Source organism: Rhizobium sp. USDA 4016 (assembly GCF_056279705.1).
In genome coordinates this window covers 1,513,615-1,535,421 of sequence record NZ_JBWCCY010000002.1, presented here as the reverse complement: position 1 = coordinate 1,535,421, position 21,807 = coordinate 1,513,615, and the positions used below count along the sequence as shown (strand labels likewise).

21 protein-coding genes are annotated in these 21,807 nt (G+C 57.3%); 9 read left to right on the top strand and 12 right to left on the bottom strand.

What is annotated here, in order from left to right; genetic code table 11:
- Positions 1–46 precede the first annotated feature (46 nt).
- Positions 47–1,216 carry a glycosyltransferase family 4 protein gene (locus ACZ9DP_RS08435; protein ID WP_074071781.1) on the bottom strand — a complete coding sequence of 390 codons (1,170 nt, stop codon included), beginning with the start codon at positions 1,214–1,216 and terminating at the stop codon, positions 47–49.
- 319 nt (positions 1,217–1,535) lie between these two features.
- On the opposite strand from ACZ9DP_RS08435, the gene ACZ9DP_RS08430 reads away from it, so the two are divergent.
- Positions 1,536–2,900: a pectate lyase family protein gene (locus ACZ9DP_RS08430; RefSeq protein ID WP_476201199.1), complete on the top strand. Its 1,365-nt coding sequence runs from the start codon at positions 1,536–1,538 to the stop codon at positions 2,898–2,900.
- Positions 2,901–2,987: 87 nt separating this feature from the next.
- Here the strand turns inward: ACZ9DP_RS08430 and ACZ9DP_RS08425 are convergent, their stop codons facing one another.
- From ACZ9DP_RS08425 to ACZ9DP_RS08415, 3 genes are all read right to left on the bottom strand, one after another.
- Positions 2,988–4,163, bottom strand: a complete 1,176-nt coding sequence (locus ACZ9DP_RS08425; RefSeq protein ID WP_476201197.1) for a DegT/DnrJ/EryC1/StrS family aminotransferase — start codon at positions 4,161–4,163, stop codon at positions 2,988–2,990.
- 51 nt (positions 4,164–4,214) lie between these two features.
- Entirely contained in the window at positions 4,215–4,910 is a 696-nt protein-coding gene (locus ACZ9DP_RS08420; RefSeq protein WP_194731945.1) for a PIG-L deacetylase family protein, read from the bottom strand.
- Between the two features lie 76 nt (positions 4,911–4,986).
- Positions 4,987–6,195, bottom strand: a complete 1,209-nt coding sequence (locus tag ACZ9DP_RS08415) for a polysaccharide biosynthesis/export family protein (RefSeq protein WP_476201195.1) — start codon at positions 6,193–6,195, stop codon at positions 4,987–4,989.
- 430 nt (positions 6,196–6,625) lie between these two features.
- Between ACZ9DP_RS08415 and ACZ9DP_RS08410 the strand changes: the two genes are divergently transcribed.
- The 7 genes from ACZ9DP_RS08410 (at position 6,626) to ACZ9DP_RS08380 (ending at position 14,299) form a co-directional block, all read left to right on the top strand.
- Positions 6,626–7,939, top strand: a complete 1,314-nt coding sequence (locus ACZ9DP_RS08410) for a UDP-N-acetylglucosamine 1-carboxyvinyltransferase (RefSeq protein ID WP_194731237.1) — start codon at positions 6,626–6,628, stop codon at positions 7,937–7,939.
- Positions 7,940–7,951: 12 nt separating this feature from the next.
- On the top strand, positions 7,952–8,971 hold the full coding sequence (gene murB, locus ACZ9DP_RS08405; protein WP_476201193.1) for a UDP-N-acetylmuramate dehydrogenase: 1,020 nt from the start codon (positions 7,952–7,954) through the stop codon (positions 8,969–8,971).
- Positions 8,971–9,960, top strand: a complete 990-nt coding sequence (locus tag ACZ9DP_RS08400) for a glycosyltransferase family 2 protein (RefSeq protein ID WP_476201191.1) — start codon at positions 8,971–8,973, stop codon at positions 9,958–9,960. The genes murB and ACZ9DP_RS08400 overlap by 1 nt, the downstream gene beginning before the upstream one ends.
- A 65-nt stretch (positions 9,961–10,025) precedes the next feature.
- Complete coding sequence (locus ACZ9DP_RS08395; RefSeq protein WP_194731234.1) at positions 10,026–11,468, top strand: lipopolysaccharide biosynthesis protein; 1,443 nt, start codon at positions 10,026–10,028, stop codon at positions 11,466–11,468.
- Positions 11,469–11,817: 349 nt separating this feature from the next.
- Positions 11,818–13,023 carry an MFS transporter gene (locus ACZ9DP_RS08390; RefSeq protein WP_476201189.1) on the top strand — a complete coding sequence of 402 codons (1,206 nt, stop codon included), beginning with the start codon at positions 11,818–11,820 and terminating at the stop codon, positions 13,021–13,023.
- A gap of 87 nt (positions 13,024–13,110) precedes the next feature.
- Complete coding sequence (locus ACZ9DP_RS08385; protein ID WP_074071789.1) at positions 13,111–13,824, top strand: DUF6065 family protein; 714 nt, start codon at positions 13,111–13,113, stop codon at positions 13,822–13,824.
- A 133-nt stretch (positions 13,825–13,957) separates the two neighbouring features.
- On the top strand, positions 13,958–14,299 hold the full coding sequence (locus ACZ9DP_RS08380) for a hypothetical protein (protein ID WP_194731231.1): 342 nt from the start codon (positions 13,958–13,960) through the stop codon (positions 14,297–14,299).
- 39 nt (positions 14,300–14,338) lie between these two features.
- On the opposite strand, the gene ACZ9DP_RS08375 is transcribed toward ACZ9DP_RS08380, so the two are convergent.
- Complete coding sequence (locus ACZ9DP_RS08375; RefSeq protein ID WP_476201187.1) at positions 14,339–15,124, bottom strand: anti-sigma factor family protein; 786 nt, start codon at positions 15,122–15,124, stop codon at positions 14,339–14,341.
- Positions 15,121–15,663 carry an RNA polymerase sigma factor gene (locus ACZ9DP_RS08370; RefSeq protein WP_476201185.1) on the bottom strand — a complete coding sequence of 181 codons (543 nt, stop codon included), beginning with the start codon at positions 15,661–15,663 and terminating at the stop codon, positions 15,121–15,123. Before ACZ9DP_RS08370 ends, ACZ9DP_RS08375 begins: the two co-directional genes overlap by 4 nt.
- Positions 15,664–15,801: 138 nt before the next feature.
- On the opposite strand from ACZ9DP_RS08370, the gene ACZ9DP_RS08365 reads away from it, so the two are divergent.
- A complete protein-coding gene (locus ACZ9DP_RS08365; RefSeq protein WP_074071793.1) occupies positions 15,802–17,172 on the top strand; it encodes a S8 family serine peptidase in 1,371 nt (456 codons plus the stop codon).
- 218 nt (positions 17,173–17,390) lie between these two features.
- On the opposite strand, the gene dhaK is transcribed toward ACZ9DP_RS08365, so the two are convergent.
- The 6 genes from dhaK to dhaL are packed head-to-tail and all read right to left on the bottom strand — an operon-like array spanning position 17,391 to position 21,805.
- A complete protein-coding gene (dhaK, locus tag ACZ9DP_RS08360) occupies positions 17,391–18,386 on the bottom strand; it encodes a dihydroxyacetone kinase subunit DhaK (RefSeq protein ID WP_476201183.1) in 996 nt (331 codons plus the stop codon).
- Positions 18,387–18,445: 59 nt separating this feature from the next.
- Positions 18,446–18,856: a hypothetical protein gene (locus tag ACZ9DP_RS08355; protein ID WP_074071795.1), complete on the bottom strand. Its 411-nt coding sequence runs from the start codon at positions 18,854–18,856 to the stop codon at positions 18,446–18,448.
- 1 nt (position 18,857) lies between these two features.
- A complete protein-coding gene (locus ACZ9DP_RS08350) occupies positions 18,858–20,465 on the bottom strand; it encodes a putative PEP-binding protein (protein WP_476201182.1) in 1,608 nt (535 codons plus the stop codon).
- Positions 20,449–20,793 carry an HPr family phosphocarrier protein gene (locus tag ACZ9DP_RS08345; protein WP_194731227.1) on the bottom strand — a complete coding sequence of 115 codons (345 nt, stop codon included), beginning with the start codon at positions 20,791–20,793 and terminating at the stop codon, positions 20,449–20,451. The genes ACZ9DP_RS08350 and ACZ9DP_RS08345 overlap by 17 nt, the downstream gene beginning before the upstream one ends.
- Positions 20,793–21,194, bottom strand: coding sequence for a dihydroxyacetone kinase phosphoryl donor subunit DhaM (dhaM, locus tag ACZ9DP_RS08340; RefSeq protein ID WP_074071798.1), 402 nt, complete (start codon positions 21,192–21,194; stop codon positions 20,793–20,795). The genes ACZ9DP_RS08345 and dhaM overlap by 1 nt, the downstream gene beginning before the upstream one ends.
- Positions 21,191–21,805, bottom strand: coding sequence for a dihydroxyacetone kinase subunit DhaL (gene dhaL / locus ACZ9DP_RS08335; protein ID WP_476201180.1), 615 nt, complete (start codon positions 21,803–21,805; stop codon positions 21,191–21,193). Before dhaL ends, dhaM begins: the two co-directional genes overlap by 4 nt.
- Between the last annotated feature and the right edge of the window lie 2 nt (positions 21,806–21,807).

Sequence of the window (21,807 nt, the reverse complement as noted above, 5' to 3'; positions counted from 1 at the left end):
GGCAAACTCAGTCATCTCTTTTTGCCGGCTTTGGCCAAAGCATCGATCAGGCGGTTCTGCCGGCAAGCTGACGGTAGATATGCATTATTTGTTCTGTATGTGGTCGAATTCCGTAACGTGCCAAAGCAGACTTTTGCGCGTTTCCGCTCACGCGCTGCCATTCAGACGGGTCCTTTAAGAGCTTGGCCATCGGCGGCACAAAGGCGCTTGGGACTTCGGGTTCGACCAGATAGCCGGTCTCTCCATCAACGATTGCTTCGGGATTTCCTCCGTGGTTCGTCGCGACAACCGGCGTCCCAAGTAGCATCGCCTCGATGAGGGTTCTTCCAAACGGCTCGTTTATGGCGGGTACAAGTAGAATGTCCATGGCGCACATCAGCCGATTGATCGGCGAGCGGAAACCCATTAGGTGAATTGCCTTTTCTATGCCCAGCTCGCGCGCACGTGCTGTAACCTCAACATCGAGTCGCTGGCCGTGATGCTTGGGCGAGCCAAACAGCAAACCTGCGACGGTCAGTTCAGGATGCTGCGCGCAAAATGCGTGTATGGCTTCGACAAAGCGGATTGGCCGCTTGCGATCGATAAGCGTGGCGAAAAATCCAATAAGGCGCGTGTTCTCATCCAGTCCGAGCTCGCGCACGAGGTCCATACGGCATTCCTCTCTGTCAAGCAGAGGCTCAGGATGGTCAAAGGGACTATGGATCACCGAGGTTCGGGCGCTGATGGGTAGCAGAGGTGAGGTAGGCTTTGCATAGTTGGACACAGTAACGATGTGACTGGCAATTAACGGCGCGAGAAAGTTTATGCCCCGTGCCGCCGGGTCCCCGCGATGGTGCCATAGTAAGCGTGCTCCGGAAAACACGGTCGGGAGCCCCCATGTCGCGTGAATCGACCCGTCGTTGGTGTGAACGATATCGGCTTTCTGCCGGCGAAGAAAACGGATCAATCGGGCGACGGTATAAAGGTAGCCTGCTGCCACCGCGCTTCCGGTGGCGCCGCGATATCGGGATCTGAGAACCGACGCCTTCACCGTCAGATACTCTATCTGACGCTTATCCAAATATTTTGCGAAATCTCCGTTTGGCCTATGGAGGACGACCACGGGCCGCACCTCGGAGGGCTGAAGCGCTTCAATCAGCTTGATCGCTGAGATGTTACTCCCGCCGAATTCATCTCCAACAAACGGATAGACTACGACTATTGGCTTCGAGCCCATGGAATTACCCCCAAAAAATTCTAAAGCTCGAATGCGCCAGAGTAGATTTACCTTTGTGGACCGGATGTTGATATTATCGCCGAATGGAGCGCTATTTGATATCACCCTAATTAGTTATTGATTGTGCTGGAGCCCGGCCCAATTCGACAGAGCGCGCTCCGAATAACATCGTCTATCCTCGCTAAGCTGATCGGCTAACTAACGATAGCGCGAGGCGCGTTCTTTTCAGCTGTTATCAGGTTGTGAAATGGTGGCTTTGGATGCGAACGGCGTGGACGCGAGAGATGGAATGCATTGGCAAGGGCCACGCTGCTCTCCAATGTTCATCGCTGCAACGTGCCTACTAGCACTCACTTTAATCTGCCTGGAGGCTATCGGTCACACTCAGGCGGCAAACGCAGCGTCCGATGCGTTCCCTGGCGCCGAAGGTTACGGAAAGAGTGCGCAAGGCGGAAGAGGCGGCGCGATCATCGCTGTCACAAATCTGGAAGACAGCGGACCCGGAAGCCTCAGAGCGTGCATCGAGGCGGCGGGTCCGAGGAACTGCGTCTTCCAGATTGGCGGTACGATCAAGCTCAAGCGAACCCTAATCGTTCGAAGCGACAATGCGTTAGTCTCCATCCTCGGGCAGACGGCACCCGGCGGCGGCATAGTCTTGACGATTGAGCGGCCTGACAAAAAGGGAAAAAATACGCTGCTGGGAATCAAGGGAACGAATGACGTTATCGTGCGACATATTCGCATCCGGCCGCAGCTCCCAAACACGGTCAAAAGCGTTGACGGGCTGGTCATCGAGAATAGCCAAAGGGTGTACGTCGACCACGTGTCGGTTTCCTGGGCAACGGACGAAAACATCAGTACCCACGCTGACGCCACGGAGGTCACGATCGCAAATTCGATCCTTGCGGAGGGCCTCAACAAACACAGCAAATGCACGTTGCTTGGATCCGATCCACGGGCGCCGCAAAAACTGACATTTCTCAGGAACCTGTGTCTGTCGAATAATGATCGGAATCCAGACAACAATCACTACGGACAGTCCTGTATTGAGATCGTTAATAACGTTTTCTTCAATGCGCGGTCCGAGTGGGCGGAGATTTTCTCGCAATTTCCGGGAGGGACCCCGATCGCATACGCCGGGAATTATTTCAAGGCAGGCCCGAGTACAAACGATCTGACCTATGCCATTCGGTCGAAAGATGCCGCAAGGGTTGCGAATCCGCAGATCTATCAGGAAGGCAATGTAACCTGGGCACCGCCTTCTAAGACGATCGTCACCGTGGCGCCCGATACGGAGCGCTTTCTTGTCTCCAGTCCGCCCTGCGCCTTAAGCGTAACTGCGATCGCTCCGGCAGCAAAGGCTTACTATGACGTTCGAACACGATCGGGCGCGTTCCCACGCGACAGTCTCGATCATGGCTGGGCCAACGATATGGGACCGGAGGGGGAGAAGGGCGACGGGAGGATGGTGAGCGAACCCGGTCAGATTCCGTCGATGGAAACCGGGGCCACCTATAGGGACGACGATCAGGACGGAATGGCCGACTCCGTCGAGGCCAAATTTGCCGCCAAGCCCGGGGTGAGTGATGCCTGGGCGGTGAGCAACCCTGACGGCCCAGCCCATTTCGATGAATTCATGGAATGGCTCTCGGAAGAACGGATCGCTGGTCGGTATCCACAATGATGCAGTCGCCGACCGGCAGAAACCGGCTAGTCGGTAAGCCGGTCGCTGCAGAATTGTCCGATCTCAGTCCTGCGGGCGACTGTTGGCTTACGCCGAATTTCTGGCGCTATCGCTTGCAGCAAGGACCGCTTCCCGCAGCGCTCTGGCATTTTGATGGACTGCCTCTTCGGTCAAGCTGGGATCGACGAGGAGAGCCAGGCTCGTTTCGCCGAGTTTTTGCGCGACAGGCAATCTTGCCGCCGGTTGCGCCAGGTTAGCGAATGCTTTTTCGAGGTAGATCTCTGAGCAGCTTCCGGCAAAGCAGGAAACGCCTGCGGTAGTCAGGCTCACCAGAATCTGGTCGCGATCGTGGCCGATCTTCAGTCGATCTGGACGAACAAACGTATAAAAGCGGTAATATGCATGGCGAATGCCATCACGCGGCACGGGTGTTCGAAGAGCGTCGAGGTCGGCAGTCGCTGCGATAAGAATGTGCGCGTTTCTTTCTCTTGCCGCTTGCCACTCCTTTAGCCGGGCGAGTTGGCAGAGGCCAAGCACCGCCTGATACGACATCATCCGCAAGTTGGTGCCGACGGATTCGTGAAGCCATCGAAAACCGCTTCGAACCGACTTTTGCTGAACGGCATCATATGACTTTCCATGATCCCTTCTGCTCCATGCTTTCTTCCAAAGTGCTGTATCGTTCATCGCAATGAGGCCGCCTTCGCCGCCTGTGGTGATGATCTTATCCTGGCAGAACGAAAAGGCCGCAATATCGCCGAACGACCCGACCGGCTTCCCGTCAATTTCCGCGCCATGCGCTTGGGCGCAATCTTCAATGACCCACAAACCTCTCTCGCGGGCAAAAGCCATGATCTCAGGCATGTCGCATGGCCATCCTGCAAGGTGGACGGCGATGATGCCTTTGGTCCTTGATGAAACCTTCTCTGCTATCGCGGCTGTCGTGAGATTCTGGCTGTCCTGATCGATATCTGCAAAGACCGGCACTCCCCCGCAAAAGGGTACGCAAGCAGCAGATGCGACGAAACTGCGTGGGGTCACGATAACTTCGTCCCCAGCGCGTAAGCCGAGCGCGAACAGTGCGAGTTCGAGAGCAGCGGTTCCATTTGTAACGGCGATGGCGTGTTCAACCCCGAGCAAGGCGGTGTACGCTTCTTCGAACTGCGCGACATAGGGACCTGTCCAGGCATTGACCCGACCGGTCCGAAGCATGGAAGCGACCGCTTCGACCTGCTCTTCATCAAAAACGGGCCAGTGCGCCATTTCGTCCTCCGTGTTAGATGCGATATCCGCTTCCCGAAACTGGTTCCTGCGTCACAGAACCTGACGAACCATCACGAAGGCTTCCGCTGCTTGACTGAAGACGGTTGCGCCGCGCAACGTCGCCAGCGCCCTCAAGGTTTCGATAGCGCGCTCATGTGGGGTTGGCCGGAGCTGCGATTGAAAAGCCGACATCGCTTCCAATTTGGTTTCGAGATGCTCCTCGATGTCGATGAAGACGTGTGGAATGAAACTGGGCGTCACATAGGCCGCGTTCCAATTCGTCTCCGAGAGCGTCTCATATGCCAGAATCAATCTCGGATATTGCTCCTGATGAGGTCTTGCCGCCACGAGCGCAGACGTGAAGACGATCTGATGGTCGACATGCATGTCTCCGACGAAAGGGAGGAGAAGCGTTTGCGGGCAATATGCCGACACGATTTCGAACAAGGAGCGGTTCAAATCGGAGACGGCCGTCTCGGCCAAGCCGGCTGCAGGGAAACCCATCCAATCGGTTCTGCCGACACCAAGGATTGCGTGCGCCCGGCGCGCCTCTTCCCTCACGCGAGATACGGCCTCGGATGCGTAATGCGGCGGCTTACCCTCGGTTACGATGACGATCCGAACTTCGGCTCCCTCCGAAGCGAGCCGTGCAATTGTACCACCTGCCCCGAGGACCTCGTCGTCCGCATGGGGGGCGATGACAAGCGTCCTACCGAAGACGTCGCTCAACAAGCGTGAGCCGCCTATTTCCATCGGTTTTCGATCCCGCGTTCATATAGGAAGGTGGCGCTGATGCTCGGGTCCACGTTCGCTCCTCGGATTGTTACATGCCCGCGATCGAGACGGCGACGACATCCCCCGGAAGCAACTCCGTGAATGGCGCACCATCGATCACGGTATTGACCCCGCTCTTGGGGCGGCGAACCTCGTAAGTGAAGGAGATCTGGTCGCGATTTCTTTCCGCGGCTACCGAAGCAATGAGATAGAATTGCTCTTCGGCCGATTGGCGCGTGGATTCGAGCTTCTTGATCGCCGCTTCGCGCTCCTGGAGCTTCAGCAATATGTCTTTCTCCCGATCTGCCTGCAGTTTCGAGAGTTCCAGCTTGAGATTACCGAGTTCGCGTCTCGACCGGGACATCTCCGCGTATATCTCCAGAAGCTGCGTTTTCTCATTCGAAGTCGTATTCTTGACCCGCGCGATCTCGGTCTCCGTATTCAGTTCGCGTTTGCGTAGCGCAGTCACACGTTCAAGATCTCGCTCGTTCATTTCGACGACGCCTTTTTGCTCTGCTTCAAGCTGAGCGAGAATCTTCAAACCTGCCTCTGTTTCGGCAATCCCCTGCGTCAGAATCTCGACTTGAGCCTGTGTGGTGATCAGATCGGTCTTCAGGATCTTCTCCTCGATTTCGAGTACGCTCTTGAGAGATGTTCTTTCGAGATAGGGGCGCGCGCTTTCTGGAGCGTCTTGCAAGTCGATGGTTTCGGCCCCACGTAGCTGGGCGGCCAACCGCGCTGCATAAATCGCCTCATGGACGATTTCCACCTCGGCGCCATCCATCGCCCCACGTAACCTCGCGCGGGTCATGATCTTGTCAGCCGCACTCGACGCGGCCGTCAAAGTTCCACCTGCAAGGCCGACAGCCTGTTCGACCGTCAAGCCCGGATAAAAGGGAAAGGATCCGGGGTTTTTGACCTCGCCCAGAACAAAAACCGGCTTGTAGGTCGCTATGTTCAAAGCAATTTTAGGTTCGACCAAAATCTGCCGATTCTTGTATTCGGTCCGCAATTTTTCCAGCGCCTGGTTAACACTGAGCCCTCCGATCTCAACGCCACCGACCAAGGGAAACTGCGCAGCCCCATCCGCATCAACTGTCAACAGAACTGGCAGTAGGGCGTCGTCAAGAAAATCAAAATTGACGACGTCTCCGGGCTGCAGCTGGTAAACCTCTGATCGCGTATCAGTCGCGGCCGCAACAAGCATTGCAATGGCGACCCAAATAGCCCGGCGAGAAGCATTGCGTTCGCCGGACATTGCGCCGCCTTTCACGCAAGGATGAGATGACATCATGTCCCCCATTGACCATCGGTTGTCGCGCGAGCGACGTGGATTCGATCTTTATCTAAGAAAGTTGTTGCTTTTAACGTCAAGTAAATAAATGTAAACGGCACGCCTACCAGTATGGAAGCGTCTATAACATTCAGCCTATGAAAGGTTACGTCTATAGCCCGTCAGTATTATATCCAGTTCGATGTGCGACGTCTGCAAGTCAATTTAAGATTGTATTTATTGTATCGCATTCTTTGATTTTTGGAAATAGATATTGCTTTTTAAGGTTAGATTTTTTGCCAGTAATATTCTAACATGAGGTACGGCGTTATACCTGCGACCAGCTGATGCGCATTACTGATGCTCTGTTGAATCCTAGCCAGTCGATATCGAGAGCTTCACCAGGAGTTGAGAGATGCTCATTGAAACCAAAGCTGAGTTGGGAGCGTATCAGCCATTTTCTCAAACATACAGCGAACGGCAAGTGTCGAGATATCGCGTCCATGCGTCCCGCCTCGAAGGGGAAGTCTTAGTAAGTGGAGCGAAGAATAGTGTCTTGCGTCTTCTCGCAGCCTCGCTGCTGACATCTGGTAAAATCGAGATCTCGAACTATCCCACGATGCTCTTGGACGCTCAGGTTCATCTTGGGATGCTGGAGGCGCTTGGAAAGCATTGCATTGTCGAAGGCGAGACGGCCTATATCGAGGAAATTGTCCCCCCGCCGTCGGAGTTGGTGTGGAGGGGCCGCTCAATTCGCAACACACTCTTGATATTGGGTGCCCTAACGGCTCGTACCGGGAGGGGCTCTGTGCCGTTGCCGGGTGGCTGCAAACTCGGCGAACGAAAGCATGACCTGCATGTTATGCTTTTGGAAGCACTTGGTGCGACCGTTACAGAAACAGACACCAATCTCGAAGCCTATGCACCGCAAGGCCTGACAGGCGCCGACATCCGTTTGCCGATCCGCTCAACCGGCGCTACCGAGAACGCTCTTTTGTGCGGCGCATTGGCCCGCGGTGTTACGACCGTTTGGAACCCGCATATCCGTCCTGAAATAATCGATCTGATCTCCATGCTTCGAACGATGGGCTCGAAGATCAAGGTGTTCGGTCAGGAGCGCATCGAGATTGAAGGTCGAGAAGGGCTCACAGGTGTTCGACATAGGGTCATTGGCGATAACATGGAAGCTCTAACGTGGTTGGTCGGGGCGTGTATCACCAACGGCGACGTTGAGATCCATGGCTTTCCGCTATCGGACTTGGAAGTTCCCCTCATACACCTCAAGGAAAGCGGCGCGCGTGTTTATACCGGTCAAGAGAGCATAATCGTTCGCGGCGGCAACTGTTATCCTGTCGAGATCAGTACGGGCGCCTATCCAGGAATAAATTCGGACATGCAGCCCCTCTTTGCAGCGTTCGGCGCCATGTCACGCGGAGAGAGCAAGATAATTGATTTGCGCTTTCCGGGACGCTACCTCTACGCGGAAGAGATGGGTTTGATGGGACTTGACTATTCCATCGAGGATAATCTGCTACGCATTCGCGGCGGCACTAAGTTGCGTGGCGCCGAAGTTACAGCACGTGATCTTCGCGCAGGCATCGCCCTGACGTTGGCCGGTCTCGTCGCCGACGGAGAGACGATCGTGCGCGATGCCTGGCAAATAGAACGTGGTTACGATCGATTCATCGAGAAAGTTACATCGCTGGGCGGGGACGTCCTCGCCGAATGAAGACAGGCGGAAATGGCGCTGTTGGTCACCGTGGAACTGACTGTGAACACTCCGAAGATATCAAGCAAGAATGTTTCGTCGCTTCTCGGGAACATCAAGAATGTTGAGATTTCATCTCATGTCCCGCTGAAGTATGTCGGGCGATGGCAAATCGGCGGGCCGGCTGACGTCGTGGTTGAACCGCTCGATGCGCGCGCGGTCAGCGAGGTTTTGAAGTGCCTCGGTACGGAGAAAGTGCCATTCTTGGTGATTGGCGATGGCACGAACCTTCTCTTTGATGATGCAGGTTTTCGAGGTGTTGTTCTGCGGATCGGCCGAAGAATGTCGCAGATTGCAATCAACGGTACACACGTCGTCGCTCAAGCCGGAATCTGGACGCCTGTTTTTGCGCGAAAAGTCGGATGTACGGGATTGACAGGTGCGGAGCACACGGTGGGAATTCCTGGAACGCTGGGCGGCCTGGTTGTTATGAACGGTGGCAGCCAGAGAAAGGGGATCGGCAGCAACCTTGTAAGCGCAACCGTCGTCGACATTGATGGCAAGGTGAAAATGTTGGATCGAAACGCATGTGAATTCTCATATAGAAAATCCAACCTGCAGCGGCCGGACCTGGTTCTCTTGGAAGCATCTTTTGAGTTTGCCACGGCTAACAAGGCGGAGGTGCGAAGGAGGATGATTGAAATTATGGTGTCGAGACGAAAGAAATTCCCCCTTCGCCTCCCAAACTGCGGCTCCGTTTTCCTCAGTGACCCCAAGATGTATGACGTGGTAGGTCCCCCCGGAAAAGCGATCGAGGATGCTGGCTTGCGGGGACGTCGCATAGGTGGAGCTCAGATTGCCCCCGGTCATGGTAACTTTATCGTTAACCTCGGCGGTGCAACGAGCTCGGATGTGCTGGGCCTGATCGATTTAATAAGAAGGACGATTTTTGAACGAAGCGGCTTTTTAATGGATTGCGAAGTTCGTCACGTTCGTCCCGACGGATTGCTCCAACCAGCTCATCTTTCGGTTCAATCAGGAAAGTGGAATTGATGCCTCGCGTGGTTGTCGTGTCCCCATACTACAACAGGGCTCACTTAGTCGATGAGACCGTCACGGCAATTCGTGATCAGACATATCAGGATTTCGAGGCCTATTTCGTTGACGATGGGTCGCAAGACGGCACCTATCATGCACTTATGAAATATAAGTCGGATAAAATACGCGTTTCGACGCAACGCAACGTAGGTTTTACGCGGACTATGATTTCGACTATCGCCTGCACGGACAGCGAATTTATCGCGGTGCAGGGATCAGGCGATATATCCTATCCAACGCGGCTGCAGAGCCAGGTTCGATTTTTAGAGGAGTATCCCGACGTCGTTGCAGTGGGCTGCTATCGGGAAGTCGTATCAGACATAGCTTCGAGGAGTTACACTGTTAAGCCGCGCGTCCATAAGGATATAAAAGTACAACTCTTTAACGGCAATCCTTTTTCGCAGGGCGAGGTCCTTATGCGACGCTCTATATATGAAAGGGCTGGGGGATATCGACCATTCTTCGTATATCGTCAGGATCTCGATCTGTGGCTGCGCATGACGGATTACGGGGCGATGGCTGTCGTTCCCGAGATTTTATACAAAGCTTGGAAGCGCACGGATTCCGTAACCGGCGATCCGCGCAAGTTGGCAGTTGCGATGAGCTGCAGAGATTTCGCTTTGTATTGTGCACGAGAGCGCATGGCAGGGAGGCCCGATCCCTTGGACACGAATGGACCGATTTCCGCGTTGATGCGGCCGCGGTCAAAGGATCTTGCGACAAGCCTCGCCTCAGAGGCCAGGCGGCGAGCCTTAATTGGGCTGGAAGATGATGCAAGGCATTTGCTAAAGGCAGCTTTTAATGAGAAACCAGTCATCTCAGCTTGGTTTACGCGCGTTATTTTATTCGTTCCGTGGCTGAGGCCACTGGCTCCACTTGCCATTCGTCTTATGCGCCTACTCAGAGGCTGGGGGGCAGCGCCCCGCGCGGACAGGGCCGCTTGATCTAGATGATTTCGTCAGAGCCCGGGAACAAAGGCCTCAGTCACAAAGTCCGATCCGAGGTCGCGATGACCTCGATATTTCAAGGCGCAGGCATAGCGATCGATTTGGCTTACATGGCCATCCTATCACGCCTCCTGTCGCCAGCGGATTTTGGCGTCATGGCAACGGCGATCTTGTTCCTCTCATTTTGCAATCTTCTGCGTGAAATCGGAATTGGCGCGACGATCGTTCAATTGCCAAGCCTCACAGAAGTTGAGCAGCGGACGGCACTCACGTTAGTTCTGATCTCGTCTGCCATTCTCTTCCTTTTGGCGCAAATCTGTGCTGCGCCATTTGCGCGATTCATGAACATGCCCGCGTCGGAAGATGTTGTTAGAGTGTTGTCGTTCATCATCATCGTTCAAGCATTTACCTCGATATCTGAGGGCCTGCTCTTGCGCCGACTGGAGATGCGCCGCATCCGAATGAGCGAGATTGCGGCCAAAACACTCGCATACGGCACGACCGGCATCGGTTTGGCATTTGCGGGCTTCGGATATTGGGCCCTTGCTGCGGCATCGATATGTGAGGCCAGTTTCCTATCCTTCGTTCTGGTTTATGCTGCTAAACCAAACCTTCGACCGATATTTGATAGCCAATCCAGCCGTCGCCTTATGGGAAAGGGAACTGGCTTTACTGCATCACGTGTAATCAACTTTATCGCGCTTCGCGCAGACATCACCATCGTCGGCCGATCCTTGGATGCAGTTCACCTTGGCCTCTACTCACGAGCATATCGCCTGATGAGTCTTCCGACGGACGTTTACGCCCGTATAGCGGATCGGGTCGTTTTTCCTGCGATGGCGCAGGTGCAGTCTAACCCAGAGCGGCTCAAGAAAGCGTATCTGCGAGGCGTCGGTCTAACCGCTCTTTTTGGAATGCCAATGAGCGCAGTGATCTATATTCTCGCTCCGGAAATTGTTTTGTCCCTGCTCGGCAAGCAATGGGAGAAGGTAATCCCCGTGTTTTCCTTTCTCGCTATCGGAATGTACTTTAGGTTGGCTTCACGAGTGAGCGGGTCTCTGCTGCGAGCAACGGCGGCCATACGCCCGCTTATAGTATCGCAAGCAGTTTATGCGTGTCTGACAGTATGTGGCACTTTGTTAGTTGTAGAGTTTGGACTATCAGCAGTGGCGACAGCAGTGGGATTTGCAATTTTTGTATATTATTGCGTAATCACCGCGTTTGCCTGCCAAGTAGCCCGCGTCTCGCTCATGGAGTTAATCATAGAGCATCGATACGGTATGCGTGTATCGGCTATGGTTGGCATTCCTTGCTTTGTCATCGCTTACGTGCTGCGCCTCGAAAATGCGCATGCGAGCATCGTCCTATTTTCCGAAATCTTGTTTCTGGGCCTCTTTTCGCTTTGCTTCGCATATCGCATGCCGATCAATCTAATTGGCAAAGAGGGTGCTGAATTTAGCGGCCATATGCGCAGTGCAATTCGTTCAATCCTGCGCCCTGGTTGAAATGATCCATCGTCTTTGTGTGGCGTCTTTCGCCGCCTCCAGAAGGCACATGACGACTGCCCGCCATCAGCCGGTTCCGCGCTGAACAGGCCCGCAATCCGCTCATATGCTGCATTTACGCAGAGCCATCCGGATTTCAATCGGCCAAGGCCCACACTGGCGTGTCGCGTTTGGGCTGTGTGCCGACAGAATCGTGGTCCATTGTCCGCCAGAATCAAAATGTCCGCTCTTGCCAAAAATTTCTGCTCCTCCTGTCGATGTCACGCCTGTCCGAACGTCCTAGGTCGGTAGTGGCGCCACTGCGCCGAAAGCCGTTTGCGATCTCGCAAGAGCAAGGGAGATGATGGACATGGGCGCTTCTTATCGTTGGGTCATCGTCGGTGTTGGCGCATTGATGACCTGTGTCGCTCTTGGCGCCATGTTTTCGCTGGCGATTTTTCTCGAGCCGATGGCCACGACGACCCGTTGGTCGCGTGCCGGCATATCGAGCGCCATGACGCTCAATTTTCTCGTCATGGGCGTTGGAGGTTTCGCATGGGGCGCGGCAACCGACCGCTTCGGTCCTCGTATCGTCGTGCTGACCGGCGCAGGGCTTTTGGGCCTTGCACTTGTCCTTGCAAGCCGGGCGGAGTCGCTGCTCGTGTTTCAATTGACCTACGGCGTTCTCGTTGGCCTTGCCGCCAGCGCTTTCTTCGCGCCGATGATCGCAATCACCACCGCATGGTTCGAAAAGAACCGCAGCCTTGCCGTTTCCCTCGTCTCAGCCGGCATGGGGGTGGCGCCGATGACGATCTCGCCTTTCGCGCGCTGGCTGATCTCGGCCTATGACTGGCGAACAGCGATGCTCACGATCGGCATTGTGGCCTGGACGCTTCTGGTGCCGGCGGCTCTGCTGGTGCGCCGTTCGCCGGTTGCCGCTGCTTCCGGCGATATAGACCCGGACCTTCTTGCGCCGAGCAATGGAACGTTGCTCAAGCAAGCGTTCCGCTCGCCGCAGCTCCTCGTCCTCGGCCTGACATGCTTTGCCTGCTGCGCAGCGCATTCGGGCCCGATCTTTCATATGGTGAGCTATGCGATGGTATGCGGCGTGGCGCCAATGGCCGCAGTCAGCATCTACAGCGTCGAGGGCCTGGCGGGGCTCGGCGGCCGGCTTGTGTTCGGCCTTTTTGCAGACAGGCTTGGCGTAAAACCAGTGCTGGTCGCGGGGTTGATGGTCCAGGCGCTTGCGATCGCTGCCTATCTTGTCGTCAGCCGGCTTAGCGAATTCTACACGCTCGCCGTTGTTTTCGGCGGGGCCTATGGTGGTGTGATGCCGCTCTATGCGGTGCTTGCCCGTGAATATTTTGGACCGCGCATCATCGGCACGGTGTTCGGGGCGGTGACCATGCTCTCGAGCATCGGCATGGCCTTCGGCCCTTTGGCCGGCGGTTGGGTCTTCGATACCTTCGCCAACTACTCCTGGCTCTTCATCGGCTCTGCCATGGTCGGGCTCGGCGCAGTCGCGGTCGCGCTTGCCTTCCCGGCGCTGCCGCGCGCACGGCTTCAACCGGCCTAGATGGTATCCGGTGGTGTCCGTCGCGATTTCGCGGGAATAAAGTCGGTCTCTCCACGTTCTACCCGATCATTGGACCGGAGAACGAGCATGTTTCATTTTCGACAGAAAGACCCAGACAAGATCCATTTCCTTTGCCAGCCGGAAGATCTTGAGGTCATCGCGCCACCAGTGCCTGCCAAGTCGGTTCTGCCGGAGTGGTATCGCAAGCTGCCGGTGGTCGATGCAAAGCATCAGTCGACCACAGATAGCGGCCTGACCATTAAACGCTGCATGCCGGTTCTCGACGCTATGATGACGGGCTGGATCTTGCCGCTGGCAGCGACGGTACGGCTTGAGATCAAGGAGGACGGCAGAAGCGTCGAGGCGGGCTGGGAGTTCGACCGGGTCATGGTCAGTAATCACGGCGTCCATCAGGTCGCGGGCAATCCGAAGGAGCCAAGCCCGCCCTGCAAGTTTCATAATTACTGGTCGATCCGCACGCCACCTGGATGGAGTTGCCTCTTCGTGCCGCCGCTCAACCGGCCAGCGCAGCCGTTCGAATGCGTGGCGGGTATCGTCGACACCGACACCTACACGGCTCATATCCACTTTCCGTTTTTTGCGACGGCGCCCGACGGATTCTATGTCATCGAGAAGGGAACGCCGCTTGTGCAGGTGATCCCGATTCACCGCAATGGCGCGGCAATCAATGCGGAAATTCGCCGCGAAACCCGGGAAGAGGCAATGAACCGCCAGACAATTTACCGCAACACCATTGCCGGCCACGGCTGGTACCGCAAGTGTGCACGCGCTGCCCGCTGAAATTTCAGCAAGCGGGCAACGAGACGGGGGCCGGATAGTCCGGCCCCCGTTCCTCATCCTGCGCTGTCATCAACGCCAGGAACGCCAATGGTGACGCGAATAATACGTGCCATCAGAACCGCTCGAGTTCGAATTGGAAGAACTGTTCGAAGAGGAATTCGAAGAACGGTTCGACGATGAGTTCGAGTTAGAATTCGATGAACTGTTCGAAGACGAATTGGAGCTCGAATTGCTTGATGAATTCGAACTCGAATTTGACGAGCTATTGCCGGCAACGACGATTGCAGCGTCGCTGTGGCTGCTCGACTGTTTCCCGCCGTCAGGGCGTATCGTCGTGTATTCCTTGGCCTGTACGGCGGCAGAACCTGCCAGCGCCGCGACGCCGGCGACGAGGGCCGTGCTCAGTTTCCAGGATTTTTTCATGCCAGTTACTCCTTTTGAAAACAGGACCGGCTGCTCCGGTCCGGCAGAGTAACGGGCGGCACAAGGTTCTATTCCCGACTTCCAAACGCTTTTACTTTTGCGCCCCGTCACGGATTTCGGCGAGCGCCTTCGCCTCTTCGGACGCCTCGATCGGCGGCTTGGCATCAATGGCTGAAAGGTAGGCTTCGAGCGCATCCGTGGATGAAGCCGGCGCATAGCCGCCGCTGCCGCCAGCAGCAGCCACTGCGAACGCCACGCGCCATTGCGCACCGGACCGGCAGGCGACCGAAACCACAGTTGAGCGATCGGGCGAATCGACTTCGAACTCGCGGCAAAGCGCCTGCGCATTGTCACGGAAGGTTGCGATTGCCCGGAACCGCTGGTTGGAACCGGCCAACTGCCGCTCCTCGCCGGAAACAACCGTTGCCAGGGCCTCGTTGAGCGCGGAGGCGCTGACCCCGGCAACGTGAAGGCCGGCCGAGTCTGGCTCTTCGGACTGCGCCAGCCAATACCCGCCCAATCCACCGAGAATGGCGGTAAGCGACGCGGCGATCGGGGTGAACCAGCGGCGGGCGACGACCTGATCGTTCGCTGTACGTCGCCGGAATGGCATCACGGATGCAGCACCCTGATCGGCGGCTTTCTTTTTTGCAACCATGGCTTCGATTGCCTGGGTCAGCTCGGCCGGAACCGGCTCGTCCAAAAGCGGTTCCAGCGCCGTCTGTGCCGCTGCTCGTGTCTCCAGGAAAAATGCCACGCGGGGGACGAGCTCATCATCGGTCTCCATGGCACGTTCAATCTCGGCCGCCGTCTTAGGATCAAGCTCGCCATCGGCAAAGCGCATCAGTGTCTCATCGGAAAAATCCGTCTTGGTCATGCCTTGGCCTCTTTCGTCTCCTCAGAACGGGTTGTCTCCGCCGTTATTCCAGCGGCGTCTGCGAGATTTTTTCGCGCTCGGGCCAGGCGGCTCATGACCGTTCCGATTGGAATGGTGAGTAAATCGGCTGTCTCGCGGTAGGAGAGCTCTTCGACGCAGACGAGGATAAGTACCTCGCGTTGTTCGTCTGGAAGATCAGTAATCGCTTCACTGACGCTCTTGAGCGTCAGTGAAGCTTCGACAATGCGCTCGCCGGAAAAGCCTGCGATGTCGTGACGCTCTGAAATATCCTCCTGAATGCCTGCCGTCTTCTGCCGGCGGACCTGGTCGATCCAGAGATTGCGGAGAATGCGGAACATCCAGGCGTCGAAGCGTGTACCGGGTTCGAACCGTTCTGTATTGGCAAGCGCGCGCTCACAAGCCATCTGCACGAGGTCGTCGGCGATGTCGCGCGTTCCACAGAGCGATATTGCAAATCGCCGTATGTTCGGCAGAAAGGCGATCAGTTGGTCTTCAACGCTCTCCTTCCGCTCGGTCATGGTCGATTGGTTCTTCCCTTGATCGGAATAACGCGCGGTTAAGCGCGTTTTCTGGCAATCTATCGTTAATGCCCAGTCACTCCAAGTGATTTGGTTCTGCCCGATAGGCAACCCGCAGCCATTGAGGAGTTATGGAAAATGCGAGAATGGTTATCGCTGCTTGGACCAAGGACCAAGGGACGCTTTCTTTTGGCTCTTTTGCTTTCCAGTGGCCTCACGCTTGCTGACGGTTGGCCCGCGGCCGAACTGGTGGGCATAGGTTCCGCTCTTGCCGATGACGATGATGGTGGTGATGACGATGATGATGGCGGCGGCGGGAGGTCTGATGCCTCCGATTCAGGCGGCAGGAGCCTTTTTAGGATGTTCGGCAATTCGCCGCGTGCCCCGCGGCGCGCGCGTTCATCGGTTCCCGATTTGCCGATCCAGGACCCCGACGAAATCGTGGGTTCGGGTTTTACTGCGCCGCAGCTCGACCAGCTATCGGCGGCCGGTTTCGAAATCATCGAGCGGCAAGCGCTCTCCGCTTTCAACACAGAAGTGGTAAAGCTGCGCATTCCGTCCGGGCTTGCACTCAATGCTGCGCGCGAGTTGGCGGCCACCTTGGCGCCGCAAGCCGTGATCGACTTCAATCACTACTATCGGCCGGAGCAGAGCGCCAACCCGCGCTGCGGCACGGCCGATTGCCTCGCGCGTACCGTTATAGGCTGGCCGGCGGAGCAGGAAGGATCTGGAATTTGCGCAAGCGAAGTTCGCATCGGACTGGTCGACACAGCGGTCAATGCCGATCACGGCGTTTTTGCCGGCAGCAGCATCGAAACCATCCGGCTCGCCGACGATACGCTGCCGGATTCGGGGCAGCAGCATGGAACGGCTGTTGCAGCGCTTCTAGTCGGGGCGGCGACGAGCCGGACGCCGGGGTTGGTACCAGGCGCGACGCTGATCGCTGTCGATCCATTTTATCGGGCGCGACGTCAGGACGATCGCTCGGAGGCCTATAATCTCGCACGGGCGTTGGACTTGCTGGCTGAGCGTGAGGTCGAGGTCATCAATCTCAGTCTTGCCGGCCCCGCCAATTTGCTGCTCGAAGAGGCTGTGCGGAGGGTGAGCGAACGCGGCATCATCATCGTTGCCGCCGTCGGCAATGCCGGCCCTAGGTCCGAACCATCCTATCCTGCGGCCTATGAGGAGGTCGTTGCTGTTACCGCAATCGACCGGAACAAGAACCCTTACAGACGCGCGGGGCGTGGTCAGCACATCGACTTAGCAGCCCCCGGTGTCGCGGTCTGGACTGCTGCATCCGTCAGCGGTGGGCGAACGAAAACCGGTACCTCTTTCGCGGCGCCCTTTGTCACCGCGGCAGCCGCGCGGATGAAAGGCGCAAGTCCTGATCTTGCCCCCGAGCGCATTCGCGAAGCGCTGACGCGAAGCGCTGAAGATCTCGGCGAACCCGGTAAGGATCCGATCTTCGGGTGGGGGCTCCTGAACGCGCGCGCGCTCTGCGGGGCGTGAGGGTCCAACCATCAACTCCGGCATGTAACGGCCGTCCTATTGGGCGGGCGTTGCGCGTGCTTTCGGCGCACGACCAGACCAGCGACTTCCAGCATCGCGACGTCTTTGAAAAACGCGCGGAGGTATTTAGAACGGCACCCGCAAGTTCGCGACTGATGCCGTCCCTTGAACACTGCGCCGAGGATCGCTCGGGGGGTGTAAGACGGCGGCATGCCCTGTCACGGCGACAAATGCAGCGCTGCCGTTGCCACCGGCGAGTCCCATAAGGCGATCTCGTCGTCGGTCAGCAAAGCCAGTGTGACCGACAGGCCCTGCATATCGAGCGAGGTGACATAGGTGCCAACCAGCGCGCGTTCGATGTGAATCAGCCGCTCTTCCATGAAACGGTGAGCTGCGTTGTAAGCAAGGTAGAGTTCGGCCGGCGGCGTGCCGCCAAGGCCGTTGACGAAGAGCAAGGCCTTCGTATCCGGCTGGATGGAGATGTCTGCGGAGATTGTTTCGCACAGATGACGGATGATGGCGTCGGCGGCCAGGAGGCGTTGTCTCGAATGGCCCGGCTCCCCATGGATGCCGACGCCCATTTCCATTTCGTCCGTGTTCACTGAAAATGTCGTGCGCTGGATCTGAGGGATCGTGACTCCGCTAAGCGCCACCCCCATTGTCCGGATACGTCCGTTCAGCCGGTCGCCGATCCGCTTCAATTCCTCGAGCGGCAGGCCCCGTTCCGCAGCCGCGCCGATGATTTTCTCGACGACCAGTGTGCCTGCAACGCCGCGGCGTCCTCGGCCTTCGCCGGTTCTCCCCGTCTCGATATCGTCGCTGACGATGACAGTTTCGATCCTGTGCCGGTGGGCGGCCATTTCTATCGCCATCTCGAAGTTCATGATGTCGCCGTCATAATTCTTGATGATGAGCAGGCATCCGGCACCTGTGTCCGCCTCCTCTATGGCGCTCACGATCTGGTCGGGCGTCGGCGAGGTAAAAATATGCCCGACGCATGCCGCATCCAGCATTCCCTTGCCGACAAATCCGATATGCATAGGTTCATGACCGGCGCCCCCACCGGAGATGAGTGCGACCTTACCTGGTGTGAAGTGTCGACGGCGGACGCATTTTCGCCCTGCGCCGAACACGACGAGTTCCCCATGGGCGCGCACGAAGCCTTCCAGGCTTTCGGCGACCATGGTTTCCGCAGTGTTCATGAACTTCTTCATCCAGCCCTCCCCAAGGCGGCGATATGTTTGCGGTCCTCAGCCGGTCCGCGAAATACCGATCAATCCGTTCCTCCGGAAAGCGCGGCGATCTTCTGCACCAAATCGGAGATCGCCTCCTCCAGCAGGCGGTTCTTCCTCTCGTCGCCGAAATCCGGAACCATGATGGAAAGTTGCCGCAACTTTTCGGAATAGCCAAGCTCTGGAAGTTTTCCCGGATGCGCCGTTTGATAGGCGTTCAAGAAACGCTCCTGTTCGGTGGCACTGAAGTGGCAAACTCGAAAAATCGTCGCCAGATGCCGGGCCGGCAGCGGTGTCGCATAGGTCGGGCTTGTGATCTGCGTAACGAAGCTTCGGTGTTTTCCGAGCTCCGTGGCAAGCCGCTGGCGTGTGCCGGAGGGGCGATTGTCGATGATCTGCGCCAGGATGGACTTGTAGGCGATAATGGCGTCTTCGGTGTCGTCGCGCGCCATTTTACTCTCCGGCCGCCTTTGTTCCATCGGCTCTCAATCCCACGATCGCCGATCTTATCGCGGGAAGCTGTACGGGCGCCACGGAAAAGTGCCGCAAGCCGATCGCCAGCAATCCCGGAAGCCATTGCGGATCGCCCGCGATGTTTCCGCAGATGCTGACAGGTTTGCCGCCCTTTGCCGCAAATTGCATCGCTCCTTCAAGAAAACGAAACAGCGCCGGCATGGTAGCGCTATCAAAGATCGTCGAGCTGGCGCCGTCGCGAGAGGAAGCGGCGAGATGCTGTGTGAGGTCATTGGTTCCGAACGAAAAGAAATCCGCGGTTTCAAAGGTGTCCAGCATCAGTGCAGCGGCCGGCACTTCCACCATCATGCCGATCGGAGGGATGAGGTGAGGCATACCGCGTTTGGCGAGCCGCATGGCTTCCTCCCGAAATATGCTCCGCATCTCGTTGATCTCTGACGGAAAGGTCACCATTGGCAGCATCACGCGAAGATCGCCGTGGACTGCGGCACGCAGCAGGGCGCGTGTCTGAACGCGGGCAATTTCTGGGTGTGCGAGCAAAAGCCGGATGCCCCGCAGATCCGTTTCGGGTCCGGCAGGCGGCACACCGAGCCCGGCAAGCGGCTTGTCGCCGCCGATATCCAGCATGCGGACTATCACCGGCTTGCCTGCCGCCCATTTCAGGACGTGACGATAGATGACAATCTGCTTCTCTTCGCTCGCCGCATCCGCGACCGACGAGACCGCAAATTCCGACCGCATCAATCCAATGCCTGCCGTCGTCACCGGCTCAACTGAGTCCAGTTCGGCCGGGTCGTTGACATTGATCGACAGCAGGATTCGCGTACCATCGGCCGTGCAGACCTCACCATTGTCACAAGGACCTGCATCCGTGAACCTGGAAATCGATTGCGGGGAAGCAGATTCGGCGCCTGCACCGTCGGCATGGACGGTGACTGCGCCGCTGTCGGCATCGACACGAATATAATCGCCTTCCGAAACGGCGAAACGCCCAGCGTTGACGACCATGGGGATCGATTTCGCCCGTGCGAGCAGCGCGACGTGGCCGATGGCACTGCCATTGAAGAGCGCGATGCCTCCGCCCCCCGACCAATCATGTGCCAGGAAGCGGCTCGGCTCCATATCCCTGCCAACGAAGATCGAGCCGGCCGGAAAGTCCGCGATGGGTGTTCCGGCCAATGCGCAGAGCACACGGTTCTTGATGTCCAGGATATCGACGGCGCGCGCCCGTACCTGCTCTTCGTCTGCCGTTTCCAATTCGCCGATGTAGTCGTCGAGCGTACCCGCCCATGCGAAGACGATATTTTCTCCGGCATTCATACGCGCTTCAGCCGTCTCCGCTATCGTCGGGTCGCGAAGAACTTCGATCTGGAAATCGATGATGTCCCGGCTTTCGGTGTCCGACCTGCCGGCAAGGGCTTCAAGCTCGCCGACCGATGCTTCGATGGCGTCGATGAGCGCCTGATATCCTGAAGCGGACTGCGGTTGAGACGAGGGGGTGGCACGAGGCAGTTCCGCTACATGCACCGGTCCGTAGGCGACGCCGGAAGAAGCGCTCGTTGCTTTCAGGCTATGCCGTTCGGCCATGTTTCTTGTCCTCGTCGAAATTGCGTTCGACGAGGTCCTTCAATTCCTTGATTGCCTCTTCCGCCAGAATGCCGTCAGCTCTTATGCGTAGAACCGATCCCTTGCGGATTCTGGCGCTCATGATCTTGATAATGCTCTTGCCGTTCAGCCAGACATCGCTGCCGTTCACCGCGACTTCGATCGAACATGGGAACGACTTTGCGAGCCGGGTGAATGTCACGGCCGGGCGCGCGTGCAGTCCAACGCCATGCTTGACTTCCACGTCCGTCTGGCAGCTGACATGCAATCGTTTGGCCTCCGTCGTCTCTATTCGCAATTCACTGCTCATCAGGGTGAGAGCTCCTCGGCTGTGGCGACGACTTTTGCCAGCGAAGCACCGCCGGAGGCTTCCGCCGCCGCGATGACGGCGCCTTCCACCAAAGGGGCGTTGCAGATCGCAACGAGCGCCGACCGCGGCGTGCCGAGCATCTCGATCGCCATCTCGCTGTTCGTCTCCGCCCCGCCGAGATCGACGAAGACGGCGACGCCTGCATTCGACCATGCCGCTTCAATTGCCCGCAGGATGCCGCCAGCGTCGGTGCCGAGCTCTCCGCGAACGTTGCCTCCGGACCAGGCGAGCGGCACGCAGTCACCCACCATCTGCCGCACCATGTCGGCAATACCTCGTGCGACCAGCGGCGAGTGGGAGACGATTACGATTCCGACGTTTGCGGTAGTTCCAGTCGTCATACTCGATCGTTCTCCCCGAAATAATGGCAGATAGCCGTGGTCAAAAGCGCGCAGCTTGATGCACCCGGATCAACATGACCGATCGAACGATCGCCGAGATAAGACGCGCGGCCGCGCATGGCCTTCATGGCGGCGGTCAGATTGGCGGAGAGTTCGGCGCGCCGCGCGACATCGATCAGCGTCGAAGATTGGGCAAGCGCATCCTGTACCGGATAGAGCACGTCGAGCAGCGTCTTGTCGCCTGCATGCGAACGTCCGCGCCTTGCAACTGCATCGATCGCCTTTTTCAGCACGATCGGAAAATCGGCAGTCCCGTCCCGGGCGCGCAGCTCCCGGCCGATTTCCATCAGCAATGTCCCGTAAAGAGGACCCGCAGCACCGCCGACATTCATCACCAAAGTCATTCCTATCTTCTCCACGGCATCGGGGAAGGGGAGGCTGGAAAGGGCAGCCCCTTCCGCGCTCACCGCCTCGCATCCGCGCTGCATGTTGCTGCCGTGGTCGCCATCACCGATCGCGCAATCAAGCGCGCAAAGATGATCGGTGTTTGCCGCGATGACCGCCCGGCAAGCTTCGATCAGTCCCAAAACAAGCACCGGTTCTGCCTGCACCT

Coding starts and splice junctions, on each gene's coding strand:
- ACZ9DP_RS08425 (WP_476201197.1), bottom strand. CDS start 4,163: ATGGCGCACTGGCCCGTTTTTGATGAAGAGCAGGTCGAAGCGGTCGCT.
- ACZ9DP_RS08395 (WP_194731234.1), top strand. CDS start 10,026: ATGACCTCGATATTTCAAGGCGCAGGCATAGCGATCGATTTGGCTTAC.
- ACZ9DP_RS08355 (WP_074071795.1), bottom strand. CDS start 18,856: ATGGCGCGCGACGACACCGAAGACGCCATTATCGCCTACAAGTCCATC.
- ACZ9DP_RS08345 (WP_194731227.1), bottom strand. CDS start 20,793: ATGAGCAGTGAATTGCGAATAGAGACGACGGAGGCCAAACGATTGCAT.
- ACZ9DP_RS08390 (WP_476201189.1), top strand. CDS start 11,818: ATGGGCGCTTCTTATCGTTGGGTCATCGTCGGTGTTGGCGCATTGATG.
- murB (WP_476201193.1), top strand. CDS start 7,952: ATGGCGCTGTTGGTCACCGTGGAACTGACTGTGAACACTCCGAAGATA.
- ACZ9DP_RS08410 (WP_194731237.1), top strand. CDS start 6,626: ATGCTCATTGAAACCAAAGCTGAGTTGGGAGCGTATCAGCCATTTTCT.
- ACZ9DP_RS08350 (WP_476201182.1), bottom strand. CDS start 20,465: ATGGCCGAACGGCATAGCCTGAAAGCAACGAGCGCTTCTTCCGGCGTC.
- ACZ9DP_RS08430 (WP_476201199.1), top strand. CDS start 1,536: ATGTTCATCGCTGCAACGTGCCTACTAGCACTCACTTTAATCTGCCTG.
- ACZ9DP_RS08415 (WP_476201195.1), bottom strand. CDS start 6,195: ATGTCCGGCGAACGCAATGCTTCTCGCCGGGCTATTTGGGTCGCCATT.
- ACZ9DP_RS08385 (WP_074071789.1), top strand. CDS start 13,111: ATGTTTCATTTTCGACAGAAAGACCCAGACAAGATCCATTTCCTTTGC.
- ACZ9DP_RS08365 (WP_074071793.1), top strand. CDS start 15,802: ATGCGAGAATGGTTATCGCTGCTTGGACCAAGGACCAAGGGACGCTTT.
- dhaK (WP_476201183.1), bottom strand. CDS start 18,386: ATGAAGAAGTTCATGAACACTGCGGAAACCATGGTCGCCGAAAGCCTG.
- ACZ9DP_RS08435 (WP_074071781.1), bottom strand. CDS start 1,216: ATGGGCTCGAAGCCAATAGTCGTAGTCTATCCGTTTGTTGGAGATGAA.
- ACZ9DP_RS08370 (WP_476201185.1), bottom strand. CDS start 15,663: ATGACCGAGCGGAAGGAGAGCGTTGAAGACCAACTGATCGCCTTTCTG.
- ACZ9DP_RS08375 (WP_476201187.1), bottom strand. CDS start 15,124: ATGACCAAGACGGATTTTTCCGATGAGACACTGATGCGCTTTGCCGAT.
- ACZ9DP_RS08400 (WP_476201191.1), top strand. CDS start 8,971: ATGCCTCGCGTGGTTGTCGTGTCCCCATACTACAACAGGGCTCACTTA.
- dhaM (WP_074071798.1), bottom strand. CDS start 21,194: ATGACGACTGGAACTACCGCAAACGTCGGAATCGTAATCGTCTCCCAC.